The following is a 19,882-nucleotide window of genomic DNA, read 5'->3' on the forward strand; positions in this document are numbered from 1 at the left end:
ATTCAACACCATCATTGCCTGACACACCGCTTTCGCGAGCAGGCTCGCTCCCACAATGATCCGGAGCAAACCCACAATCTTCAGCGCAACCGAAACCCCTTTGGGAGCGAGCCTGCTCGCGAAGGCGCCGGCACATTCGACACCATCATTGCCTGACCCACCGCTTTCGCGAGCAAGCCCGCTCCCACAATAATCCGGGGCAAGGTCACAATCTTCAGCGCAACCGAAATCCCTGTGGGAGCGGGCTTGCCCGCGAAGGCGGTGGCACATTCAACGCCATCATCGCCTGACACACCGCTTTCGCGAGCAAGCCCGCTCCCACAATAATCCGGGGCAAATCAGCAATCTTTGTCGCAACCCAAATCCCTGTGGGAGCGAGCCTGCTCGCGAAGGTGCCGGTACATTCAACATCATCATCGCCTGAACAACCGCTTTCGCGAGCAAGCCCGCTCCCACAGTTGTCCGGGACATACCAACGATCTTCATCCCCAACAATCCACCCCACGACTATTGAGCCGCTTGCTCATGGCACGCGGGCCCGGCGGTCAGGAAGGCGAGGTTCGGGCGATCTGCCTGGAAGAACTGCAGCGTCATTGCGACGAGGTCTGGACCGATCGAGCCGGGAATGTCATCGGCCTGTTCAAGGGTCGCAAACCCGATCCCGATGGCGAGTACGCCGGGCGCATCATCGGAAATATGGATGAGATACCCATGGTTTCGAACTGGTGGTCGACGGCGCGATTGAAGCGTGTGCACAGACGTTGGTGGAATATCTGCAAGGCCCGCAAAACGAGGTATCGACTTGAGCCGCAGCCCAATAAAAAGGGAGGCCCATTGCAGGCCTCCCCTCATTTCTCACTGTCAGGATGTACCCAGACCCTGTGACAAATCGGAAGACGACGGCCGAGCCGGATCTGGCCTGGTCTCAACCTCGGTTTGTTCGGTGGTTCGGGTCACCGTGTCACGCACGGCCTCGTACCCTTCCTGAGCTTTTTGCTTGGCCTTGTCGACCATGCCAGCGCTGGTACGGCCCATGTAGCGCTGCTCAGTTGAAGTGGTCGGCAACGCCGCGCCGAGCAATGCACCGAGCGCAACCCCAGCGGCAGCGACCATCAGCGGTTGCTCTTTGAGCATGTGACTGAATTGCTGGCCAAGCACTTGCGAATTACGCGACAGTCGATCACCGGCGTCATGCATCGCATGGCTCAGATTTTCCTTCGCCGCACCGACGTTTTCACCGAGGTGGCTGGCCTTGCCTTTCAACGACTGGTAGCCGTCCTTCAGCGAGTCAGTAGTCGAGTGCAAATGCGCGCGGGCACTGTCGATGCCGTCGGCCAAACCGTCGGCCCACTCGCCAGCCTTGTCCTGATCCGGACCGCTACGATAGGTCGGTTGCGGCACGGGCGGTCGATTCTGGCTCATCATCAGCCAGAGCAGGCCCACCGAAGTCAGCACCGCTGGCACCGGGTTATTGCGCACGCTGGTGCCCAGATTGGTAAAGAACGTCGAGCCGTTGCTCTGCATCATTCCCCAGGCCTGATCGATCATCTGCCCGGGAGTGAACTTGCTTTCCAATTGATCGACGATGTTGCCGATGCTCGCACGTTGCGCATCGATTTCGCGCTCGATCTGCTCCGGGCTTTTTTCCGCTTCGATATCCAGTTCGCTTTTCATGAGACTTTCCTCCGCAGCGCTTCCTGATCCTTGTTCAAGGCGTCGAGGGTGCGATCAGGTTTGAAGTGAGATGGCTCGAATTGCTTCTTCCCGGATTGCAGCATGGCGAAGCCGATGATCATCACCACTACGCCGACGATCAGCGCGGCCAGCCACGGCGCCATGAACATGCTCAGGCCGTACACCGCCGACATCAGGAGAATGATGAAGCCAGCGAGAAACACGATCGCACCACCGGCCACCGCACCGATGCCTGCCTTCAGCGTGCTGAGGCTGTTCTGCAGTTCGGCTTTGGCCAGCGCCAGCTCCTTGGTGAACAACGCCGGAACTTCGCGCGACAGTTGTCGCAACAGACCGACCACCGAAGCGTCATCCGCTTGGCCAAGGGGCCTTGCCCCGCTCAGATCAGATTCATCTCTGTTCATCACAGTTCTCCTTTGGCGTCGGGTGCGTGCGGTACGGAAGCCGCGGCAAAATCAGAGGGGTGATCGCTGTCACTGGGCGAGGTCGGGGTGATGCCGGTGGCCAGTCCCGGATTGGCGTGGGTCGACGGCGGCATTGACGATTCATAAGGCCGCTGCGCGCCGTAATCGGCTGGCGGTGGCGTCGAGGTGGAGCCCGCCGCCGGAGCGTGTTCGGCACTGACCGTCGCTGCCGCAGCCGTCCCCGCCTTGAGAAACCGCGACAGTCCGAAACCGATGGCAATGCTGCCGGCGATGAATAGCCCCGGATTGCTGCGCGCCAGATCGGCCGCATCGTGCAGCAACTGCTCGGCACTCTTGCCGCGCAGATTGCCCGCCAGTCCGGTCATGGAATCGGCCATGTCAGTCAGGTAGTCGGACATGCCCAGCGTGTCCTTGTCCTGCAGCTCCGAGACGAAGCTTTTCGCCCCTTGCGCCAAGGCTTCGATCTGCTCGGCCGCCGTGTCGCGATACTGACCGAATTGCGCATCAGCCTGTTGCCGCGCGCCGCCCAGCGCTTCATTCACGTCGTCTTTCAAATGTTCAAAACCTTGTCCAGGCTTGCTGTTCGGATCACCTGATTCAAAGCCTGCCCTGCTGTCTGAAGTATTCATGTCGCCCCTCGCCTTCTGACTGAAAACGCAAAAACGGGACTACACGGCAACGTTGCCTCGAGCCCCCACATAGATGATGACGAAGCAGCTTGCGCGAGAGTTCAAAGAGGTTGATGAGCGTGCAACGTCTGGCCGGGATCAGCGACGAAAGGTTGCGCCAGGCAGGATTGCGTTGAGCTTCTGCGCCTGCCTGCGGTCAAGACAAGGCACAAGGATTGATCTGCAACATGGCGTCGAAACCCGCAACGCCGCCGATAGATGGCAGAATCCCCACACCCTGATCACTTCGGAGACCGCAATGCTTCGCCTGTTTGAAGAAAGGCTCGACCCCTTCCCGCCCGACGAGGCGCCCCCACCGCCAGTTGGCCTGATGCGCTTCTTGTGGGCCTGTACCCGGGGGGCGCGCGGTTACATTCTGGCCTTCGCCCTGCTCAGCGCCAGCGTGTCGATCTACGAGGCGTGGCTGTTTTCTTTCCTTGGGCAAGTGGTGGATCTGCTCTCGACCTGGCAGTCCGGCGGCGCTGCCGGTGATGAGGAAAGCCGTGTGCTGTGGGGCATCGGCATCGTGCTGGTGGTCAGCATCGGCCTGGTGGCGCTGCGTACGATGGTTCAGCACCAGATCCTCGCGATCAATCTGCCGCTGCGCCTGCGCTGGGACTTTCACCGGTTGATGCTGCGGCAAAGTCTGTCGTTCTTCTCCGACGAGTTTTCCGGTCGGGTCACGACGAAGGTCATGCAGACCGCGTTGTCGGTGCGCGAGGTGCTGTTCACCCTGATCGAAATCCTCCCCGGCATCGGCGTGTACTTCATCGCGATCATTGCGCTGGCCGGTGGCTTTGCATTGAAGTTGATGCTGCCGTTCTTGGCGTGGATCGTTTTGTTCGGGCTGGCGATGGTGTATTTCGTCCCACGGCTGGGCAAGGTCGGCCAGGAGCAGGCCGATGCGCGCTCGTCGATGACCGGGCGGATTGCCGACGCCTACACCAACATCACCACGGTCAAACTGTTCTCGCACTCCAAACGTGAAGCGCACTTTGCCCGTGCAGCGATGGAAGATTTCAAGCTCACCGGATTTCGCCAGATGCGTCTGGTCAGCCAGTTCGAAATCGTCAATCAGGCGCTGGTGGTGGCGTTGATTCTCGGCGCCGGCGGTTACGCGCTGTGGCTGTGGCATCAGGGCGAAGTCGGTACCGGCGCCGTCGCGGCGATCACCGCCATGGCGTTGCGCATCAATGGCATGTCGCACTGGATCATGTGGCAGATGACTTCGCTGTTCGAAAACATCGGCACCGTGCAGGACGGCATGGCCACGCTGACCAGCGGCCCGAAAGTCCAGGACGCACCGGATGCCAAAGTGCTGGAGCCGGCCGGCGGCGAAGTGGTTTTCGACAATGTCAGCTTCAACTACAACGGCGAACGTCAGGTGCTCGACGGCTTGACCCTGCACATTCGCCCGGGCGAAAAAATCGGCCTGGTCGGCCGCTCCGGTGCGGGCAAGTCGACGCTGATCAACCTGCTGCTGCGCTTCTACGACGTTGATCGCGGCGAGATCCGCATCGATGGGCAGAACATCGCCGAGGTGACTCAGGACAGCCTGCGCAGCGTGATCGGCATGGTCACCCAGGACACGTCGCTGTTGCACCGTTCGATCCGCGACAACATCGCCTACGGTCGCCCGGACGCCACCGACGAAGACATCCATCGCGCGGCAGTGAACGCCCAGGCCGATGGTTTCATCAGCCAGTTGAGCGACAAGCAGGGCCACAGCGGTTACGACACGCTGGTCGGCGAACGCGGCATCAAGCTTTCGGGCGGCCAGCGCCAACGCATCGCCATCGCCCGGGTGATGCTGAAAAACGCGCCTATCCTGTTGCTTGATGAAGCCACCAGCGCGCTGGATTCCGAGGTTGAAGTCGCGATTCAGGAAAGCCTCGATGAAATGATGCAGGGCAAAACCGTGATCGCCATCGCCCACCGCTTGTCGACCATTGCGGCGATGGACCGGCTGATCGTCATGGACGAAGGCCGCATCATCGAACAAGGCACCCACGCGCAGTTGCTTGAGAAAAACGGCACCTATGCGCGGTTGTGGCAGCACCAGAGCGGCGGGTTCCTGGGTGAGGATCGGGGTTTGGTCGAGGTGATGGAGGAGTAATCAGGCTGGAGGGCCTGAGCCAAGGCCTACAGGATCGGCTCGAGTTTTTCGAGAATGAATTCTGGAGGGCGCATGCCTGTAATCCGCAGCAGGAGAGGGCCGCTGCGCCCGCAACGAACGCCTCTGAACCGACCACGGCTACGGACTCCTTCCTATGAGAGGAGCCCGTTGCAATAGGTTATGCGTGGAGAGTTTTTACTCCAGGCATCGCTTGGGCGTGAGTCGAGTTTGCTCGGCATTCTGCACCTCAGCACTGACATCGACCTGTTTACGGCTGCTGAACTCGATCGGATAGGGCCCGGTCTGGGCAAGAGCTGCCTGCGCACGGCTGACAAAGGCCGCGTCGTCCAGCGTGTAGAAAACCCACTCCATGCGTTGTCCGCCAGTGACCGTGCACCCCCACTTTGCCGAATCATCCGTTGCGACGGCTGCCTGGATCAGACGGTCCATTTGCATCATCCGCGCGTATTCCCTTGGACTTGGCAGGAAGTGATCCGGCACGTATTTCCAGCTGATTCGAGTCTTGTAAGCAAACGCCTGGGCGTCCTTGAGATTCAGGTTGGAAGGCATGCGAAAACGCGCCGGCATCGGGTCGTCAGGAAAATCAGACGGTTGAAAATCGCTGTCGCCTGGCGCAGCCACTTGCCGGTGTTCAGCCGGATCATCACTGAGCAGTATTCGGAGCGCTTCAGCGATGCGCTCTTCCCGCTCGCTCACGCATTTGTGATGGGCGGTTGTATTTACTGGACCGGCATCCAGACAAGGATCGCGCTCCACCGGCCTTGGAGAGTGGGATCGCGAACAACCGGTTATGACTAGAGTTGCCAGCGCGAATAACAGAGCGGCGGGCCAGATTTGAGGGCGCGGGGAAGCGTGGAAAGTGGCGTGGTTCAAGTGGCCTTCCTTGGTGTGGCAACAGTTCGAGAGCGATGTAAAAGAGGTGCATTCTGCCTGCCACCCCTGTCGTATGAACAGGCCAAAGCGCAGCGAAAATGGCAGTTCGTCACAAGCGAAGCCCGGCCAGAACCAGCCACTTGTGACGAAAGCCATCAGAACACTCAGCTATCTGTACTTGAACCACTGCCCGCAACGCTCAACTGGCCGCCCGGAAAAGCACCACCCTCAATGTGATACACCCTCGGTTCCGCCGAAAAATAATCTTCCAGTCCCAGCATGAACTGCAGGTGGTCTTCACTTTCTTCAAACCCCGGCGAGTGGTCCTCAAGTGACCGCCAGCGCACGATCAAATTGAATTGCTCGGGGGTTTCAATACCTTGCGTCAGCAAGTGGCCGCCGTAACCTTTGGCGCGAGTGAGCAACGGTTCGACTTCGGCAAATGCCCGTCGAAAGGCTTCAGTCTGTTGCGGGTGAACGGGCAGCACAGCGATCTCGTAGACCATGATGTTTCTCCAAAATCAGTGAGCGGATTCAGACGATGAGCGAAGGCTCGACGGCGATGGCGATTTTTCCCAGCAGACCGTTGTTGCCGCTCTCGAGTCGGGCGTGGGCGAGCGGGATATCGGCGAGGGAATAGACGGCGCCAACGTGTGGCCGCAGCTGACCGCGCTCGACCAACGCGCTCAGTTCATCGAGCTTGCCGCGATTCTGCCGGGTGAAGACGAAGTGATAGCTGGCGTTCTTGCCCCAGGCCTGGACGAGGTTTTGCGGCTGCGCAATGTCGACGATCGAGACGACGCGGCCAAGCTGGGCGAGCGCGTCGGCGCTGCGGGACAGGGTATCGCCGCCGATGGTGTCGAACACCACATCAACGCCATGCCCGGCGGTTTCGCGCATGATCGCTTCGACGTAATCCTCTTGGGTGTAATCGATCACCACATCAGCGCCCAGGCTGCGGACGAACTCGGCGTTGGCCTCGCGCACGGTGGTGAACACTCTGGCGCCCATGGCCTTGGCCACCTGAATTGCCACATGCCCCACCCCGCCCGCGCCACCGTGGATCAGAATGCTTTCGCCAACGCGAAGCACGGCGCGCACGGTCAGCGCTTCCCAAACCGTGCCGCCGACCAGACTCAGACTGGCCGCCTCGAGGTGGCTCAGCGACGCAGGCTTTCTGGCGATGATGTTTTCGGATGCGACGTGGTATTCGGCATAACTGCCCTGCCCGTCGAATATCTGCGGGGTGTACCAGACCTCGTCGCCAGGTGCGAAGGCGCTGACGCCCGGCCCGATAGCCTCGACCACGCCCGATACGTCGTGGCCGGTAATGGCTGGCAGCGGCACCAGGTCGGGATAGTCGCCGCGCCGAACCTGATAATCCAGCGGATTGATGGAAGTGGCGTGCACTCGGACCAGCACTTGGCCCGCTTGCGGAACCGGTTTTGGAACGTCGTTGAGTTCGAACGATTCAGGACCGCCGAAGGATTTCAGAATCATCGCTTTCATGGCAAAACCTCGTATCGATAAAGAGGGATATCGAGAATTCTCGATATCCTGTAGTAAAAAAATTTACAGCTCTTTCCCTATGATCTCTGCAAGCGCGCTGATAGCAGCCTCATTGCGTTTGTAGTAGGTCCATTGACCGATGCGCCGCACTTCAACCAGCCCCACCCGCTGCAACGTGGCCAGATAACTCGACACCGTCGACTGCGACAGGCCGATACCTTCCTGAATGCTGCTGACGCAGACGCCCTCGACAAAAACGTCACCCTCATCCTGCGGGGGGAAGTTCTTGACGGGATCCTTCAGGCCTTCAAGGATCTTGAGGCGCGTCGGGTTCGAGAGGGCTTTGAAGATTTCGATCAGTTCCATGCGCCGAGGATATCGAGATTTTTCGATATGTCAATGCGATTCTTTTTGACTCATTTCTTTCAAGAAACAATCGGGTCCTGAAGAATGCGCGCGTCGGTGCAAGGCCGACCGTCCAGATAGAGCTGTTGGAACTGTGCGCATTCCATGGCTTTCGCGAACAGCCATCCTTGTGCATAGCGCACCTGGCTGGCGTGCAGGAAGTCGAGCTGCGCCGGGGTCTCGACGCCCTCAGCGACAAGTGTCAGCCGCAGCGCGTGGCCCATCTGAATGACGTGAGTGACCAGCAAGGTCTGCTCCTCTGCTTCGCTGATCTGCTCAACGAAGGATCGGTCGATCTTGAGCACGTCCAGTGGTAATTGCTGCAGGTATTGCAAACTCGAATAGCCAGTGCCGAAGTCATCCAGCGCAACTACAAACCCGGCGCTTCGTGCGCGCTCCAGCGTTATTTTCGCTAACGCCAGATCGACGAGGCTGCGCTCTGTCACTTCAAGCCATATCTGCGCGGGCAGCACGTCGAGGCGTTGGCTTTCAGTCAACAAAGTCGGTATCAGTCGGCCGGAGCTCACATCGGCGGCGGCCAGGTTCAAGGCCACGTGCAGCGAACGGTCACTGGCGAGCATGGCGCCAAGGTCTGCGAATACACGATGGACCACTTGGTCAGTGATCGCTGCGATCAATCCACTGGATTCGGCCAGCGGGATGAACACGTCCGGGTAGACCAGCGTGCCGTTGGGTTTGCGCCAGCGGATCAAGGCTTCGGCACCGATGCAGCGCCGGGTTTCAATTTCGATGATCGGCTGATAATGGACCACGAACTCTTGGCGCTGCACCGCGCGCTCCAGTGCCGCCAGCGGGGACAGCTTGCGTCGCCACCAGCCCAGGCTCGCAATGACCAGGCCCAGGGTGATGACAAGACCGATCGGCAGCAGATAAAGGACGTGTTGCCCGAGGCTGCGCAACAGTTCCTTTCGCGGGATTGCGGCGATTACGGTGAAGTTGCCCTGGGCCACCAGTGTGTAGAGAAAGCCGTCCTTGAGGCCATGCGTAGGCCCCTCATGCACCAAGGCGAGGAAACTCGCCATGTTCGGGTCCGCCGGGCCGAGCAAGCGGCCCTGACGTGTGCCGACGGCCAGCCTGACGCCTTCATCCAGCACGACTTCGCGAAACTGTTCCGGGTCGACCAGCACGTTGAACGCAGCAAACTGCAATGCCAGCATCGGTTTGATCAGCTCGTTGTCATCGCGCGCATCGACGGACACCTTCACCCCGTCGTCAGTGACGAAATCCTCCGCCCATTTATTCGTCCGCGGCGGCGTGGCGCCCCATGACGTGCAGGCAAACACATCCTCTTCATAGCCCACCGTCTCGACCGAAAAGGTATTGATGGCAATCATGCGCATCTGCTCGATGGCTTGTGGCGAGCAGGGTTCGAGGTCAGTAATGGCCATGCTCTTCAGCGCTTGGGAGGCCTGCGCGAATGTCTGACTGGCGCGATCGTTGGCAATCGCGGCGAGCGTCTGCAGGCGGTCGTGCGCCGCGTAGATCGACAGCATCCAGCCAGCCGCGAGGGTCATGCCCAACGGGACGATCACCGCAAGGGCCGTCAGCAATATTCCCCGCCGCATGATCTTTGAACGCTTCATTTCACCGCCCGAATGAGTTGGCCCGTGACGCGTCATCGCGACTGCTGGACGCGCCGTTTGCGCGGCACCTACCGCTGCTTTTAGCTTGGAATCGAAGCAGAATCAACAACTCTGCCGATTAGTTGAAAGCCCCGTGACGTGGATCAATTTGTAGTCTCATCGCAATTGCTTGAGGCCATCGACAGGTACGATTCCACTCGATTGCGTCCACCCTGTTTGGCGCGGTAGAGGCATTCATCGGCTTTCTTCAGGACGATTTCTGCAGTAGTCGGCAAGTGTTCACACGTTGCCACGCCGATCGAAGCGGTAATGCGCCCTACGGTCGGAATATCACTGGTCGCAATGGCCTGACGAATCCGCTCAGCGATGGCACTGGCTGACCCGACATCGGTCTGCGGCAAAATCAGCAAGAATTCCTCTCCCCCGGCTCGGCACGCCAGGTCGCCGACGCGGGAATAGGTTTGCAGGGTATGCGCGACCTGTTTGATCGCCAGATCACCCTTGTCGTGGCCGAAGGTGTCGTTAACCGTTTTGAAATGGTCGATGTCCAGCGATAACACCGAATATGGCTGACCGCTGCGCTCAAGGCGGCGCAACTCCTCATCCATGGCTCTGCGATTGGCCAGCCCGGTCATGGCGTCGGTCAGCACCTGCTGGTTCAGGTGACCCAGCTTCGCTTGCAACAACTGCACGCCGGCAAGCATCGCCTGGCGGATGGAAAACGCCTCGTGATACCAGGCCTTGACGTGGCGAAGTTGCTCACTGGCCTGCGGCGCTGACAACTGCCGGGCAATACGCGACAGCTGATTGAGCGGGCGACAGATCAGCAAGGTGCCGAACCAGATCAGTACGAAGCCGATCAGGGCGGCAGGCAGCATTCCCAGCAGCACATCGCGCATCAAGGTGTTCAGCGGCGCCAGACTGACCTCGCGCGGCTGCTGCGCGACCACGGCCCAGCCAGCGCCCGGCACCTGAGCGTACCCGGCGAGCATGGGTACGCCTTTGTAGTTACGTACGCTCATCGAGCCGCTCTCGCCACGCAACGCGGCGTCGACGGTTTTGCTCCAGCCCAGGGTGTCGCCAATGCGCGCCGCCTCAGGGTGAAAAAGCAGTTGCCGATCCTGATCTGCTACAAAAGCAAAGGTGCCTTCGTGGTGAAAATGGCGGCTGATCAAGGTGTGCAGTGCGTTGTCTTCGCGCAGATAAACCGAGCCGCCGATGATGCCCACGTAACGCTTAGCAGAGTCGTAGACGGGTTCGGAGATAAATACGACGAGATTGCCGGCGGCGGATGTATACGCGGAACTGATGAACGGCCGCCTCGCCTCGATAGCTTTGAGAATGGCATCCGAACGCAGCGTTGAACCGTTGATTTGCAGGGTATCCGGGTACGCTTCCAGCACCTTGGCAGTGCTATCGATTATGGCAATCGAGTTGAAATCGGCATCCTGTTTTTGCAGGCGCAGCGCTTCGGCGCGCATGACGCTGGGGTCACCCCAGGCCTGGCCCAATTCACTGGCGCTGTAACGAAGATGGTTCTGTGCTGAATGAATGAATTCAGCGAGACTCGAAGCGACCTTAGCTGCATAGGCGCTGTTCGACTGCAGGGCATGATCAACCAAGGCATCGCGCTGCACGCGGTAGGCCGTGACAAGGCTGTTGCCCAACGTCGCCAGAACAGACAGCAGTACCAGTGAGAGAATCAGCCAACGCAAATTCAGCGCAGTTACGGGTTGCGTGGCACCCAGCGTCTCGTCGCTGGCCGATTCATTTGGGGGGTCCGTTCTGTCGATCATCGTCTTCCCTGACAGGTCTCTTTGGGAGTTCGCAGCGAAAGCGCCTCAGCGAGTATATGCGCTCGTGCGTGAGACGCCTGAGCGACTTCCAATACGAGAGCGTCTCCCCGCTGCGTTTGAACTTCAAGCCGGGTCCAGCAATACCCACAACCGCACGATTTTTCCCGCTTTGATTTCTGCCACATCGGCGCCACTGACGACAACCGGTCCAGCGCTCGGGCCCGCATGCCAGCGCAGGTAACCCAAGCCGTGGTGCCCAACCGCCGGCCCCTCCGGAACAAACTCGAAGTCCGGCCCGAACTGAGCCAGCAACGCACCGGCCACTTCTGAAATCGCCGCCCGCCCGGTGACGATGCCAATCGGTTCGTACATCGTCGGTGTGCCTGCAAAAAGCTCCTGCACCGCTGCCATGCGCCGCTGTGCATCGCGCTCGTTGAACACGCGCTGCAGGTTGGCCCGCAGCAAGGCGTCGTAGTTTTCCACTTCGTTGACATTTCGCGAATCTGAGCCAGACATTTTTTAATCCTCGATTGAGATGTGAAGCCCGGTTGCGCGGGCTCAGCGGTTAACCATGTTTGACCAGGTTCAAGGCTGGCAAAGGTCCGCCCGGAAACTGCGCAAGCATTCCCTGCTGCACACCGCCCAGATCGATGCCGTAAAAACCCAGTTGAGTGATCAGCTCTGCAACCTTGGTTTTGCTCGCGGCATCTTCACCGGAATAAAACAGCACACGCTTGCCGCCCTCGGCGGTGGGATCGGTCAGCAGAGCCGCGAGCAAATGGTTGAAGGCCTTGACCACGTGCGCACCGGGCAGCATCTGCGCCACCACTTGCGAAGACGGCTGGCCGCCCAGATCGAACGGCTTGAACAGTGGCGCCTCGATCGGGTTGTTGGCATCGATCACGATGCGCCCATCCCAAGGCCCGAGATCGCGCACCGCGTCGGGGATCTTCGACCAGTTCACCGCCAGAAAGACGACGTCCGCCTGACTCGCCTGCCGAGCTGTTACGGCTTGCGCGAGTGGGCCCAATTCGCTGACAACGCCAGCAAGACTTTGCGGCCCGCGACTGTTGGCCAGGCTGACCGGCAGGCCCGCGTTGACGAGCAACCGAGCGATGGCGGTGCCGATGGAGCCAGTACCAATGATGCTGATAGTCATGATGCTCTCCTTACGCTGTGAAGCCGCCGTCGACGATTAATTCTGCGCCGGTGACAAACCCTGCCTCTGCACTGGCCAGGTACGCCACCGCGCTGGCAACATCCTTGCCCTCACCGTACCGCCCCATGGCGATGTTCGGGCGTAGGAAGTCCGCAATAGGCCCGTCGGCCGGGTTCATGTCGCTGTCGGTCGGGCCGGGATGGACGGTGTTCACAGTGATGCCGCGCGGCCCCAGATCGCGCACCAGTCCACGACTGAAACCGGTCAGCGCACCTTTGCTCAGGGTGTAGACGGAGGCGGTAGCGAACGCAGCGTATTGCACCATCGAACTGCCGATGTGAATGATCCGACCGCCCTGCCCCATGTGTTTGAGCGCTTGCTGAGTGGCGACGAAGACGCCGGTCACGTTCACCGCAAGGATGCGTTGAAAATCCTCGAAGGCGATGTCCTCCGGGGCACCGAGCAGGCTGATACCAGCGTTGTTCACCAGAATGTCGATCTTGCCAAAACGCTGTGCAACCTCGGCAATCGCTGCACCTACAGCCTCGGGATTGCCCGCATCAGCCGCCAGCGCCACAGCCTGGCCGCCCGCCGCAACGATTTGCTGCACGACCGCTGCGGCGCGATCTGGCGATGCGTTGTAGGTGATGGCGACGGTTGCGCCGTCTGCCGCGAGCCGCTTGGCGATTGCTGCGCCGATGCTGCGTGAGCCACCGGTAACGATGGCGATTTTGCCGGTCAGTGGAAGCGTGGATGTGTTCATGGTCGAGCCTCTGGGTGGTTGAAGTAGATGAGGCTATGAGGCGCCTTTTGATCTTCCATCAGTAGTGGAAGCCACCTAGAATCACTTTCAATCATCAGTTGAAGGTGCACGGATGGAAACGTTAGGCAATTTGCTCTCATTCGTGCGCAGCGCCGAGGCGGGAAGCTTCTCTGCGGCCGCGCGACGCCTGGGCCTGACTCCAGCAGCGGTCAGTCGCAATGTCGCGCAGCTGGAGGCCAACCTCGGCGTACGCTTGTTTCAGCGCAGCACGCGCAAACTCACGCTGACCGAGGCGGGAGAGCGCTTTTTGACCAACGTCGGTTCGGGACTTGAGAGCGTTCAGGCGGCGATCGCCGATGTGGCCGGCAATGCTGGAGAGCCTTCAGGGCTTTTGCGTCTGAGCGCAGCACCCGGTTTCGCCAGGGATTTTCTGCTGCCGCTGATGCCGGAGTTTCTCAAGCAGTACCCCGCCGTGACCCCTGAATGGCACGTCGACAATCGCCAGGTCGATCTCATCGCAGATGGATTTGATGCGGCCATCGGCGGCGGCATCGAGTTGGCGCAAGGTGTGGTGGCCAGGGCCATCGCGCCGGCGCATCTGATTCTGGTGGCATCAAAGGAGTACCTCTCGGGACACCAGCGCATCCGGCACATTGAGGAACTGTCGACGCTCGATCACCTGGCCATGCGCTCGGTGCAGACCGGCAAGGTGCGCAGCTGGATGCTGCAAAGGCGCGACGGGCAACGAGCGCCTTTGGAGTTGAAGCCGCGCCTGTTGGTCAACGATCCACAAGCGCTGTGTCAGTGCGCGCGACTGGGATTGGGGGTTGCGCTGTTGGCAGTTCCGGATGTTTTGCCTTATCTGCAGGACGGTACGCTGGAAAGGGTTTTGCCGGATTGGTATGTCGATGCGGGGCAGATCTATTTGTACTTTTCCAGCCAGAAACTGTTGCCGGCCAAAACCCGGGCGTTTGTGGATTTTCTGGTCGGTCAGGCTCGAGAGGATGGGTGGGCGACTCGACTCGATGCTCGGGCTTAGCAAGCAAGTTATACGACCTCTGAAACTCAAGCAGCGTCACGCCTAAGCGGCTTATCAAGCCTTTCGAGCTTGCCGCGTCTGCTCGATTACGGTACAAATCGGGCAGTTGTACGACAACATAATAAAAACCTGAGCCACCCCGAGTGGCTATCATTTTTGAGATCTGCCATGTCCCGTCCTGAGTTTGCGCCAACCGTACCGCCACCCTTCCCCCGTTATCTCGCCGTGATCATTCTGTTGTGCATGGGTTGTGCGTTCGCCGGCAACCACGTCGCGGCACGGGTGGCTTTTGATGACGGCGCGGGTGTGCTGCTGGCAATTCTGATGCGCTCGGGCGGGACCTTGCTGGTGCTTGCCATTCTCGTCCTGTGGCAGCGGCAAAGCCTGCGTCTGCCGACCGGCGCGTGGCGTTGGCAACTGTTGTTGGGCCTGCTGATTACTGCGCAGAGCCTGTGTCTGTACTCCGCTGTCGCACGAGTGCCGGTCGCTTTGGCGCTGCTGGTGGCCAACGTATTTCCGATCCTGCTTGCCTTGCTGACCTGGGCGCTGGGCGGCCCACGACCAAGCGCGCGCACCGCGATGTTGATGGGCTTGATTCTCGTCGGGCTGGTATTCGTGCTGGACGTCCCCGGACGTCTGTCAGACAGCGCCAGCGTCGGCTCGGAATGGTTGCTGGGCGTCACACTCGCCTTCTGCGCCGCCAGCGTCTTCGCCTGCGCGCTGTGGATCACCGATCACAAACTGTCGCAAGTGCGCGGCTCGGTGCGCAGCCTGCTGACCATCTTCATCGTGTTCAGCAGCGTCAATCTGGCCGGCCTGACCGGCGCCCTCCCCGGCGGACTCAACCTCCCCGCCACCTCAACCGGCTGGTTGGCCCTCGCCACGCTGGTCGTACTGTACGGCACCGGTTTTATCGTCCTGTTCATCTCCGTGCCCAGACTGGACATGCCACGCAATGCCCCGGTGATGAACATCGAACCACTGGCGACGTTGTTAATGGGCTGGATTGTGCTGGATCAGATGCTAAGCAGAGGACAGATCGTGGGTGGAGTGATTGTGGTGAGCGGGATTGTTTTGCTGACGTATCGGAAGGCGACGGTGAAGGTTGGGGTGAAGGCTGAGGTTTGAGGGGGTGTGGTAGCGCATCAGCAGCATCGCAATTGCCTCCGATAAAGGTGGCAATTGCATGCCAAGGCACGCCAGTTACCAACTACCGTAAGGGATGCCGTATTTGTCGATATACCACTTGGCCTTTTCACTTACAGGATAAGCATAGCGTCCTTCGTTCTTCCCTTGGCTAGGTCCCAACGGCTCGATTTCAGCCTTGGCCCTGGCTACTTTGACGGGGCGATGACAGGCATCGCGAACAAACACCTGCACGACGCCTCCGGGCGCCAGTCCCAAATAAATCGAGGCGCCATAGCTGGCTTGTTCATCCGGAGTTTCAGGACATCTTTGATTAACCGATGCCGCCATCAGTTGCCTGGCTTCTTCCGGCACATCTATCCAGACCCGATAGGTCTGTGATTCGGCAATAGACTGCCAGCGCACATAAATACGTTTGGGCAAGTCGGCACCAATCACCGGTTTTGCAGCAGCGCCAACCGCATGCCAGCCTCGAGCGGATTCTTCACCGGTTTCCGGTTCGCCGCCTGCTGCAGTTCCCGATCCGGTGCGTCGAAATAACTTGCCGTTGATGTCTTCAACAGCGCTGTCTTCTACCCATACCTTCATGTAGTACGGTTCGGTGAAGGCGAGCTCCCATGCACTCGATTTGGGGTCGGATTCGGCGGACAGCGGATCAGCGGATTGGCAGCCAGACATAAAAAGTGCAAACAAGATGGTTACATAAATCTTCATCACCAAAGCGTCCAGTCAGGTACGTGTGGATGTTGCACTCGGATGGAGTCTTGAGTTGGTGCGTTGATGTAAACCGCGTTTATTCCGCCTCCGTCTGTTCGTCCTAATGGATGGTTCCAGTTGGCGGAGGTGTGAATGTACTTTAATTTCAGCAATTCGTTTTCCTGCGCTGTGACGCTGTAATTTCCAGCCAAAAATCTATCGCACAACGCTTGAAGCTCTGCCGGAATCGCTAAATCCGGAGTATCTGGAATGTCGTTGAAGCGGGCACCCTTTTCTTTCGCCAAGCGATGCATCAATCGCAAATACACTCTGGACAGCATGCCGCTCACCGGGCGCTTGAGCTGAAGAGCAGCATAAACACGCTTTTGAGTACGACTGAGCCGATCCCGAGGTTCATTAGGGATCAACGATGCTTCAGGCGTCACTATTTCCAGCATGGCCTTAGGCCAACCTTTGGCCAGCCATTGGTTTTGTGCATCAAGTGCATCGCGATAGATTGACGTCGCTTTGACGTCGGTGTTTAAGGACACAACCAGCGTTTGCATGGGGCTTACCAGTACACACTCTTGGGCGCTCTCGAGATAGCCTCCGCCGATATCGGAATGTACGCCCGGTAGCGTAATTTCCAAATGATCAGCTTTGACACGACTAAGTGCGAAGTTGGCCCTGCATTCATCGCGCGCAGTTAGTTGGACAACGTTGGTGAAGAAACGACGGTCGAGATAGAGTTTTATACCGGTCGCGATTGGGCTCCTTATATTTCCGAGATTGGACCAACCAGCTATCGACGGGACTGTGTCGAACAAGCCGATGAAGCCTATGTCGATGTCGCCTTGGTATTGATCGTTGAATTTTGGACTGAAAGCTCGTGGCAAGTTTCTTAGCACAATGCCAAGTGGGCCGCGGCTAGTGCGGACGACCTCATTGGCAAAATGCCGCGCAGCAGCCGCGCCGCGACTGAATCCAAATACGTCAAATTTCAAAGATGTAATTTCACTGCCAGGATTATCGATCAGAGCTCGGCTGATGGCTTGTTGAATGCTCGGAAACGAAGATTCGACTCTGCTGGCTACGCCCGTTTCTCCCCGTCCAGTGCCCGCACCTAGCTTGCTATCTTCTTCCCCGGACTGCGTTCCGATACCCTCGACATAAACGACGCGAGAAGCACTCTTCTGGGTACCTTCTCCTATTGCCTCAGGCATTGCATCGTAAAGGTTACTCAGCTTTTTTACATTGCTTACATCGTTACCATAACTACTATCCGGGTCACTCATATAAGGCATGCAGCTAGCTGGTATATCCTCAGGCGCAATCGGATGCTGAGCACCACACAACAACCCCGCAGCTGAGTTGTTTGCGTTGTTGCCCGTGCCATCAAAGAACACCCCAATCCTCAACGCAATCCCGATTTTCTCAGGTTCGCGCGCGGGCTCTTTCCCGTGTTTCTCATACTCGGCCCAATGCTGGGCGTGTAGGTCGACGGGTTTGGCTTGTTCGTAGCGGTAGTTTTTCGGCGGATTTGGAACGTAACCACTCAATCCTTGATTCCTTGTTCTGATCCTTGAAGAACGGCCCGAAGGGTGACAGTCGAGGCCGGGTGGTGCAAGCCGTGGCCGTGTGCCAGCGATGGTGCGCCCGGGATTGCGACGAGGGTTTTGCTCCCGTCGCGTTGCGGCTTATTTGGCTATTTCGACTTTGTCCAAAGCCTGATTGACGGCGATTTCGCCGAGCATGACGACCTGGGCAATGCCCAGCAACGTCTTGCGGCGCGGGTTGTCGAGCAGCGCGGCGAAGTCGTAGAGCATGGTGGTGGCCGAGCCGAGGGATTCGCTGGCGTTGGCCAGTAGGGATTCGGTGTCGTATTTCGGGTTGGCGAGGAACATCTGTTCCGGGGTGTTGGTGCTGGCCAGGATTTCGGCGGGGCCGAGGTGGTGATCGAGGGCGCGTTCGGCGGCTTCGTGGAGCTTTTTCGATGCACTGGATTCGTAGGGGGATGCGGGGTCGGTGGTTGGGGGATTGGGTGTGACTTTGAACATGGTGAAACTCCTGATTATTCGTCTGGAGCTACCAACATCACTTGCAGATGATGGGTGGCAGCTGTGTGCGGGTCTGCAAGACCGGGAAATCAGGAACCCGGCAGACCCGAAGATCTCCCGCACAAAGCCGCCATTGAGCGGACACGAACGAGTGTCCTTTGGCAGGGCTATGCGACTGATTTCCGACGGGCTTGCAGACCCGATCACTGATGAGCAGTGACAGGAATCAAGTTACGGAGGGAACGGCAGACGCACAAGCCGGCGGATTCTGGCGTAGTCGTAGGGAATGGCGCAAGGCGTTGTAGCCGTTTGCTTAATGCTGGAGTTACTGTTTAAACGGGTTGAGAGTTTTCTGTTTATGTGGCAGTGAATGGGCTGGCGTCATCGCGAGCAGGCTCACTCCTACAAGGGGATTGTGCTGAGGTTCCCGGCGATCCTTGCCTATCGCGATCCTGAAATTTCCCGTCTGACCTGAAGAGCAATTACAGCGAAACCTTTACCAGTGCCGCGCTGGGAAACCGCATGGTTCTGAATTGAAGTTACATCTTCCCATCGCTCCACAGCTTTCACACATTGGTGGTCGATGTCGGTGTCAATTTCGAAGGCTATGAACCGTTCTGCCTGATTCAGGATCAAGCCATGCAGCCTTGGCATGCCGGGGAAATCGACTTCCAGTTCAAGTACCACGGTGCCCGCCCAGTCGATGCCCTGGCTTTCACCATAACCAACCAAGGCAATGGGAAGACCGGCATTACGCCAGAATCTTGCGGTCGTCATCAGGCGGTGGGCAGTCACGGCATTCTGTTCCTGCACATTCAACTGTCGCTTCTTAAGCAGCCGGTTGATTTCCATTTTGCTCCTCAGTCGTCTGTCCCTCGTTGTCCTTGATACTTCAAAATCTCATCCAAAAATCCCAGCGCTCGACGAAACACAGGACGGCAATCGTCATACGGTAACTCATCGAGCGAGGCCCAGAAAAACTCGAAAACATGCCCATGATCATCCAGTGTCTGGTGAGACCATCGCTCTGGCAGTGGCTCACGCACCTCGCAAAGTTGGAACGACCAGACTTGTCCGTGGTGGCCAGACTCCCAGCATCCCAAATCCTGCGCGATTGTCGCATTCTCAATACCGGACTCTTGCGCCAATTCTCGCAAAGCGGCCTGGGCGGGTGTTTCTCCGCGCTCAATGGTTCCTTTTACCAACTGCACCCCGGCCTGTGGATGTCGAAACAGCAGGATTCGCGGGCGCTGTGCGAAACAAAGCACAACAGGACAGGCCTTGTCGGGATGCATAAAGATTTCCTTATCGGTTTAAATGATCCATCGGGGTGGCATCAACCCTGCGTTACGAGCGTCAACTTCGGCCAGATCTCGAGCCATCTCTTCGATTGCATGCGCTCCTCAAACACCGCGTTTTTATCACTTTCAAATCGGGCGGTTGGCCGCACTTTCAGCGCAAACAAATCCTCTAGCCCCAACGGCGCCGAAACCTCTATCGCACCATGCCGATCAAGCCTGACCCCTACTGCCGTAGCAGTTTCCGGCCAGAACGTCATTGCATCGGCAGCCGCCCCATAGGGCGCATCGGCGTTCCGCTGGTGCATGCGTGCCTGGTTTTTCACCGACCAGTTCAAGCCGCTGCACAGTGCTGCAAGCTCTACCTCCACGGCCAGGTCTGTTTGCGCGCTGGCACATGCTTTGTCAAACCATACGACATCAATGTCCTCGGGCAACGGCGAAGGTTGGCGCTGATGCAGATGATCCCAAACCAGGCTGCGCACAAAACCTGCGGCAACCCAGCAGTCCGGCAAGTTGAGATCTCTGACTATGCGCAGGATGTGCATGCGGACGGGATCTTCAGCAATCAAATCCCGCAGTTGCGCTTCCAGATTCATTTATTTAAATCCA

22 protein-coding genes are annotated in these 19,882 nt (G+C 58.7%); 4 read left to right on the top strand and 18 right to left on the bottom strand.

All coding sequences use genetic code 11. The features are described from left to right. The first annotated feature begins 525 nt into the window (after positions 1-525). Positions 526-885: a hypothetical protein gene (locus AC4IHP_RS22560; protein WP_490832792.1), complete on the top strand. Its 360-nt coding sequence runs from the start codon at positions 526-528 to the stop codon at positions 883-885. Here AC4IHP_RS22560 and AC4IHP_RS22565 read toward each other — a convergent pair. Genes AC4IHP_RS22565 through AC4IHP_RS22575 form a run of 3 tightly spaced genes read right to left on the bottom strand, consistent with a single transcriptional unit; the run spans position 862 to position 2,749 of the window. After that, complete coding sequence (locus tag AC4IHP_RS22565) at positions 862-1,674, bottom strand: DUF3618 domain-containing protein (RefSeq protein ID WP_490832793.1); 813 nt, start codon at positions 1,672-1,674, stop codon at positions 862-864. The two genes, AC4IHP_RS22560 and AC4IHP_RS22565, sit on opposite strands and share 24 nt — an antisense overlap. Then, complete coding sequence (locus AC4IHP_RS22570; RefSeq protein ID WP_460118471.1) at positions 1,671-2,099, bottom strand: phage holin family protein; 429 nt, start codon at positions 2,097-2,099, stop codon at positions 1,671-1,673. Before AC4IHP_RS22570 ends, AC4IHP_RS22565 begins: the two co-directional genes overlap by 4 nt. Beyond that, complete coding sequence (locus AC4IHP_RS22575; RefSeq protein ID WP_490832794.1) at positions 2,099-2,749, bottom strand: hypothetical protein; 651 nt, start codon at positions 2,747-2,749, stop codon at positions 2,099-2,101. The genes AC4IHP_RS22570 and AC4IHP_RS22575 overlap by 1 nt, the downstream gene beginning before the upstream one ends. Before the next feature lie 298 nt (positions 2,750-3,047). Between AC4IHP_RS22575 and AC4IHP_RS22580 the strand changes: the two genes are divergently transcribed. Continuing rightward, a complete protein-coding gene (locus tag AC4IHP_RS22580) occupies positions 3,048-4,904 on the top strand; it encodes an ABC transporter ATP-binding protein (RefSeq protein ID WP_056784851.1) in 1,857 nt (618 codons plus the stop codon). Positions 4,905-5,099: 195 nt separating this feature from the next. On the opposite strand, the gene AC4IHP_RS22585 is transcribed toward AC4IHP_RS22580, so the two are convergent. From AC4IHP_RS22585 to AC4IHP_RS22625, 9 genes are all read right to left on the bottom strand, one after another. Beyond that, entirely contained in the window at positions 5,100-5,954 is an 855-nt protein-coding gene (locus AC4IHP_RS22585; RefSeq protein ID WP_490832795.1) for a DUF695 domain-containing protein, read from the bottom strand. An 8-nt stretch (positions 5,955-5,962) separates the two neighbouring features. Beyond that, on the bottom strand, positions 5,963-6,304 hold the full coding sequence (locus AC4IHP_RS22590) for an antibiotic biosynthesis monooxygenase family protein (protein ID WP_490832796.1): 342 nt from the start codon (positions 6,302-6,304) through the stop codon (positions 5,963-5,965). A 28-nt stretch (positions 6,305-6,332) separates the two neighbouring features. Next, positions 6,333-7,307: a zinc-dependent alcohol dehydrogenase family protein gene (locus AC4IHP_RS22595; protein ID WP_460118463.1), complete on the bottom strand. Its 975-nt coding sequence runs from the start codon at positions 7,305-7,307 to the stop codon at positions 6,333-6,335. A gap of 63 nt (positions 7,308-7,370) precedes the next feature. Then, on the bottom strand, positions 7,371-7,673 hold the full coding sequence (locus tag AC4IHP_RS22600; protein WP_460118461.1) for an ArsR/SmtB family transcription factor: 303 nt from the start codon (positions 7,671-7,673) through the stop codon (positions 7,371-7,373). 59 nt (positions 7,674-7,732) lie between these two features. Continuing rightward, positions 7,733-9,316 (bottom strand): EAL domain-containing protein, encoded by a 1,584-nt coding sequence (locus AC4IHP_RS22605; RefSeq protein ID WP_490832797.1) that lies wholly within the window; start codon positions 9,314-9,316, stop codon positions 7,733-7,735. A 143-nt stretch (positions 9,317-9,459) separates the two neighbouring features. After that, positions 9,460-11,112 carry a sensor domain-containing diguanylate cyclase gene (locus AC4IHP_RS22610; RefSeq protein WP_490832798.1) on the bottom strand — a complete coding sequence of 551 codons (1,653 nt, stop codon included), beginning with the start codon at positions 11,110-11,112 and terminating at the stop codon, positions 9,460-9,462. Between the two features lie 123 nt (positions 11,113-11,235). Beyond that, the gene (locus AC4IHP_RS22615; RefSeq protein WP_490832799.1) at positions 11,236-11,628 is read right to left on the bottom strand and encodes a nuclear transport factor 2 family protein; all 393 of its coding nucleotides are present in this window, start codon (positions 11,626-11,628) and stop codon (positions 11,236-11,238) included. Positions 11,629-11,677: 49 nt separating this feature from the next. Beyond that, positions 11,678-12,274 (bottom strand): NADPH-dependent F420 reductase, encoded by a 597-nt coding sequence (locus AC4IHP_RS22620; RefSeq protein WP_490832839.1) that lies wholly within the window; start codon positions 12,272-12,274, stop codon positions 11,678-11,680. Positions 12,275-12,281: 7 nt separating this feature from the next. Further along, a complete protein-coding gene (locus tag AC4IHP_RS22625) occupies positions 12,282-13,034 on the bottom strand; it encodes a 3-oxoacyl-ACP reductase family protein (RefSeq protein ID WP_490832800.1) in 753 nt (250 codons plus the stop codon). Between the two features lie 112 nt (positions 13,035-13,146). On the opposite strand from AC4IHP_RS22625, the gene AC4IHP_RS22630 reads away from it, so the two are divergent. Both AC4IHP_RS22630 and AC4IHP_RS22635 read left to right on the top strand, forming a co-directional pair. Next, a complete protein-coding gene (locus tag AC4IHP_RS22630; protein WP_490832801.1) occupies positions 13,147-14,073 on the top strand; it encodes a LysR family transcriptional regulator in 927 nt (308 codons plus the stop codon). Positions 14,074-14,241: 168 nt separating this feature from the next. Further along, on the top strand, positions 14,242-15,201 hold the full coding sequence (locus AC4IHP_RS22635; protein WP_490832802.1) for an EamA family transporter: 960 nt from the start codon (positions 14,242-14,244) through the stop codon (positions 15,199-15,201). A 75-nt stretch (positions 15,202-15,276) separates the two neighbouring features. Here AC4IHP_RS22635 and AC4IHP_RS22640 read toward each other — a convergent pair whose 3' ends face one another. The 6 genes from AC4IHP_RS22640 to AC4IHP_RS22665 form a co-directional block, all read right to left on the bottom strand. Next, positions 15,277-15,933 (bottom strand): DUF2931 family protein, encoded by a 657-nt coding sequence (locus tag AC4IHP_RS22640; RefSeq protein WP_490832803.1) that lies wholly within the window; start codon positions 15,931-15,933, stop codon positions 15,277-15,279. Then, positions 15,933-17,474 (bottom strand): phospholipase effector Tle1 domain-containing protein, encoded by a 1,542-nt coding sequence (locus AC4IHP_RS22645; protein ID WP_490832804.1) that lies wholly within the window; start codon positions 17,472-17,474, stop codon positions 15,933-15,935. Before AC4IHP_RS22645 ends, AC4IHP_RS22640 begins: the two co-directional genes overlap by 1 nt. A gap of 138 nt (positions 17,475-17,612) precedes the next feature. Further along, the gene (locus AC4IHP_RS22650) at positions 17,613-17,972 is read right to left on the bottom strand and encodes a DUF6124 family protein (RefSeq protein WP_490832805.1); all 360 of its coding nucleotides are present in this window, start codon (positions 17,970-17,972) and stop codon (positions 17,613-17,615) included. A 441-nt stretch (positions 17,973-18,413) separates the two neighbouring features. After that, positions 18,414-18,824 carry a hypothetical protein gene (locus AC4IHP_RS22655; protein WP_490832806.1) on the bottom strand — a complete coding sequence of 137 codons (411 nt, stop codon included), beginning with the start codon at positions 18,822-18,824 and terminating at the stop codon, positions 18,414-18,416. A gap of 8 nt (positions 18,825-18,832) precedes the next feature. Then, the gene (locus tag AC4IHP_RS22660; protein WP_490832807.1) at positions 18,833-19,267 is read right to left on the bottom strand and encodes an NUDIX hydrolase; all 435 of its coding nucleotides are present in this window, start codon (positions 19,265-19,267) and stop codon (positions 18,833-18,835) included. 41 nt (positions 19,268-19,308) lie between these two features. Then, complete coding sequence (locus AC4IHP_RS22665; protein WP_490832808.1) at positions 19,309-19,869, bottom strand: nucleotidyltransferase family protein; 561 nt, start codon at positions 19,867-19,869, stop codon at positions 19,309-19,311. Positions 19,870-19,882 lie beyond the last annotated feature (13 nt).

The sequence above is a fragment of the Pseudomonas sp. UF-293 genome (assembly GCF_058245595.1).